The sequence below is a fragment of the Synechococcus sp. R3-13 genome, assembly GCF_047462195.1.
Taxonomy (GTDB): Bacteria; Cyanobacteriota; Cyanobacteriia; order Thermostichales; family Thermostichaceae; genus Thermostichus.
Map to the genome: position 1 here is coordinate 1 of NZ_JANSIO010000092.1, position 3948 is coordinate 3948.

Annotated in this window: 4 protein-coding genes; 1 reads left to right on the forward strand and 3 read right to left on the reverse strand. The window is 58.0% G+C overall.

Annotated features, from left to right (window positions below; translation table 11 throughout):
• The coding region (locus NW856_RS03075) for a TM2 domain-containing protein (RefSeq protein WP_414399036.1) at nucleotides 1-481 on the forward strand (481 nt) is incomplete at its 5' end.
• A gap of 18 nt (nucleotides 482-499) precedes the next feature.
• Here the strand turns inward: NW856_RS03075 and NW856_RS03080 are convergent.
• The 3 genes from NW856_RS03080 to NW856_RS03090 all read right to left on the reverse strand — a co-directional run.
• Nucleotides 500-1279, reverse strand: a complete 780-nt coding sequence (locus tag NW856_RS03080) for an ABC transporter permease (RefSeq protein WP_414399037.1) — start codon at nucleotides 1277-1279, stop codon at nucleotides 500-502.
• Entirely contained in the window at nucleotides 1270-2208 is a 939-nt protein-coding gene (locus NW856_RS03085; RefSeq protein WP_414399038.1) for an ABC transporter ATP-binding protein, read from the reverse strand. The genes NW856_RS03080 and NW856_RS03085 overlap by 10 nt, the downstream gene beginning before the upstream one ends.
• Nucleotides 2209-2328: 120 nt before the next feature.
• Nucleotides 2329-3948, reverse strand: a 1620-nt coding sequence (locus NW856_RS03090; protein WP_414399040.1) for a DEAD/DEAH box helicase, incomplete at its 5' end; no start/stop codon positions are given.

Here is a 3948-nt window from a genome sequence, read left to right on the forward strand (position 1 = left end):
TACTGCCTATATCCTCTGGGCGTTGGGCATCTTCGGGATCTGTGGCGTCCATCGCTTCTACCTGGGCAAGACTGGCACAGGCGTTCTCTGGCTGTTCACCTTTGGCCTGTTGGGCATTGGGCAGTTGATCGACCTGTTTTTGATCCCAGGCATGGTGGAAAATCACAACTTCAAACTGGCAGTTCTACAGGGATCCCAGCCTTCCCCAACGCCTGCAAAGGCCGTTTCAGCGCCTTCTCAGCCCTTGAAAGGTCAAGCTCTGATGCGGGAGATCCTGCGGCTAGCCCAACAGCGGCAAGGGATCCTCACCCTTGCGGAGATAGCTATCGACTTACCTGCCGACTTTGACGAAATTGAAAAGGCGCTGCAAGAGCTGAGCCGGCGGAGCATGGCTTTCCCCGAAAACAACCCGGTCACTGGAGCGGTAGAATACCACTTCCCTCACCTGCTGCACCGCTCCCCCGACCAACGTTCGCTCTAGATGCCCTCCTGCAGACCTCTACTGGGATCCCAGGATCCCTTGACGTTTGGCTAGCCGCATTGCCCAGCGAAAGGCCAGCAGACCCAGGCCGAAGTAGAAAATGCCGCTGGCTAGAGCCATGGCCAAGCGCAGGGGATCCAGCCCTACCTCGCGCACCATCACGTCTCGCAGCAGCCCAGCCCCCGCCGTCATGGGCAGACTTTGCCCTAGCCACCTCAGGGATCCCGGCCATTCTTCCGTGGGAGCAGCCAACAGGAAAAGCAGGCCGAATTGGCTGATAATTAAAAGCTGCTGAATTCGCTTCCAAATTAGAGCAGCGGATCCCAGCAAAAACGAGAAGCCGTAGGCCCCCAGCACCACGCTCACCAAAGGCAACACCAGAGCAGGGGGAAACCGCAACCGGCTGCCCGTCAGCAATAAGATGACGCCCAGAATGACGACGACAATGGAAAAGCGCAACACCAAGCTGGCACAAGCCCGTGCCAAGAAGAGAGTGGCTGCCGAAAATGGCGAGAGCAACACCTGCTCCAAGGTGCCTGTCTGGGCTTCCACCTGCAGGTTGAGGGCGATGTCGTTCACCACAAAAATGACCAGCGTCCAGAGCACATAGCCGATCACCACCGCATCCAACCGTTCGCCAAACTGGGAAGCCGGCCCTGCCACGTACTGAGCGCCGGCAAAGAGGGCATAGAAGAAGAACGTGGTGATCAGGATCCCGCCCAGGGCCTCCGCCGGATAGCGGATGTACTGGATCCAGGCCCGCTTTAGTTCGGCCCAAAACAGGTGGATCACTGGCATTGTCTATCCCCTCTTTTCAACAACTTGAGGAAGATGTGGGTGAGATCGGCTTCCTCTCGTTTGAGGCTGAGCAAGGGCAAAGGCTTCAAGATCTCCAGCACCTGATAGAGCATCTCTGGCGGGCCGCTGAAGCGCATCTGATGGGATCCGAGAATCTCCACCCCTTGGCGGGCCAGTTGTTCAACCCTCCAGGGATCCAGCCCCTGTTCCAGCTCGATCCGGTAAGTACCGACGGCGCCGGCAAAGTGCCGGATCAACTCTCCCGTGGGGGCTTGGGCGATGATCACCCCTTGTCGAATAACGGCTACCTGATCCGAGAGCGCTTCCGCAATATCCAGTTGATGGGTGGTGAGCAAGATGGCTCGACCCGAAGCGGCAATTTGGCGGATCAGGGATTTCACCGCTTGCGCCGATTCCACATCCAACCCCAGGGTGGGCTCATCCAGCAGCAACAGGGCCGGCTGGTGCAGGAGGGCGACGGCAATGGCCACCTTCTGCTGCATGCCCCGCGAAAGGGTTTGCACGGCCACATCTTGTTTCTCCTGCAGGCCAAAGGTCTCCAGCAGCTCTAACCCCCGTTGCCGAGCGGTTCTGGGGGATAGCCCCCGCAGCACACCGAAGTACTCCAGGTTCTGTAGGGGGGTCATCCGCCAGTAGAGGTTGCGATTGCCTTCCAGCACTGCCCCCACCTGGGCCAGGGCCCCCGGATCGGTATGGGGATCCCGTCCGAGAACGCACACTGTGCCCGCGTCGGGTTGGATCAGGCCGGCAATCATCTTAATGGTGGTGGTCTTGCCGGCCCCGTTGGGCCCCAAAAAAGCCAGGATCTCCCCTGCTGCCAGCGTCAGGGAGACATCCACCACCGCCCGCACCTCCCTGCCTCCTTGCCGGTAGGTTTTTTGGAGGTGGTGAGCTTCTAGAACTTTCATGACGCGAACCCGATGCAAACGCGAAGCCGATGCAAAAAGGAGCGCTGAAGAGAGGAGGGCCGGCCATTCCACTCTCTCACACCAGAGCATGGGCCCGCCTCGAGAGGGATCCGGCAAGATCTAGGGGGTCATTGGGATCCCAGCCTCCATCCGGCTCAGGGCCAGGCTCATCTTGTCCAGCCACTGCAAAAGGCTCTCCAGTTGCTGCGCTGCCGGTACCATCCCCAGACCCCGCACCGTCACCTTGCCCGGTTGGTAAACAAAGCGAGGCTGCAGGTGAGTGGGCAGGGCCTCTTTCAGGCGATTCCAAGCGGGCTCCTCCATGGGGGTTTCCAAAAGCACATGCTCTTTGGCCGGTTTGATGCGGGAAAAGCCCAGGGCTCGGGCCAGCACCTTCAGCTCCATTACCCGCAGCAGCTCCTGAGTGGGCTTGGGCAGGGGGCCAAAGCGGTCTTGCCATTCTTGGGCAATTTGCAACAGCTCGACCCGAGAGCCGGCAGCAGCCAGGTGTCGATAAGCCTGCATCTTTTGATCTTCGTCGGGAATATAGCTTTGCGGGATCATAGCGGTTACATTGAGGTCAATTTGTGTGTCCTCCACCTGTGGGATCTCCTGGCCGCGAATTTCTCGAATAGCCTCTTGCAGCATTTCCAGGTAAAGATCGAAGCCCACCGCATTGACTTGCCCGGATTGTTCCGTTCCCAGCAGGTTGCCAATGCCACGAATTTCCATATCCCGCATTGCCAACTGATAGCCGGATCCCAGTTGGGTAAATTCCTGAATGGCCTGTAGGCGTTTGCGGGCCTCCTCGGTGAGGATCCCGTCTTCTCGGTAAAACAGCCAAGCATGGGCTTGGATCCCAGCCCGGCCCACCCGCCCCCGCAGCTGGTATAGCTGAGCCAATCCAAACTCCTGAGCATTTTCAATCAAAATGGTGTTGACGCGGGGAATATCCAAACCGGATTCGATAATCGTCGTGCAGACCAGGATATCGATTTCCCCATTGTTAAAAGCCAGCATCGTTGCCTCTAGCTCCCCTTCCGGCATCTGCCCGTGGGCAATGGCAATGCGAGCACCGGGCACCCACTCCCGCAATTTGGCACTGGTTTCTTCGATGCCTTCAATGCGGTTGACGACATAGAAGACTTGACCGCCGCGATCCAACTCTTGGCGGATAGCCGTGCGGATGACTTCGGGGTTGTAGGGAGAAAGGTGAGTTTTGATAGGCCGGCGGGAAGGAGGCGGAGTTTGGATCAAGCTCATTTCCCGCAAACCCGACAAGGCCATATACAGAGTGCGGGGAATAGGGGTGGCGGTGAGGGTGAGTACATCCACCTGGGTTTTGAGAAGTTTGATTTTCTCTTTTTGGTTGACGCCAAAGCGCTGCTCTTCGTCAATAACCAAAAGGCCTAAATCCCGAAATTGCACATCCTTGCCCAAAAGCTGGTGGGTGCCCACCACAACATCCAGTTCGCCACTCTTGAGACGGGATAGGATTTCTTTTTTCTCCTCCGAGGTGCGGAAGCGGTTGAGCAAGCCCACTTGAATAGGATAGGGAGCAAAGCGCTCTTTGAGGGTGTGGTAGTGCTGCTGGGTAAGAATGGTGGTTGGCGCCAGGAGAGCTACTTGCTTGCCGGCGGTTACGGCTTTGAAAATGGCACGGATTGCCACCTCTGTTTTGCCAAAGCCCACGTCCCCACACAGCAGCCGATCCATAGGGCGTGGAGATTCCATATCCCG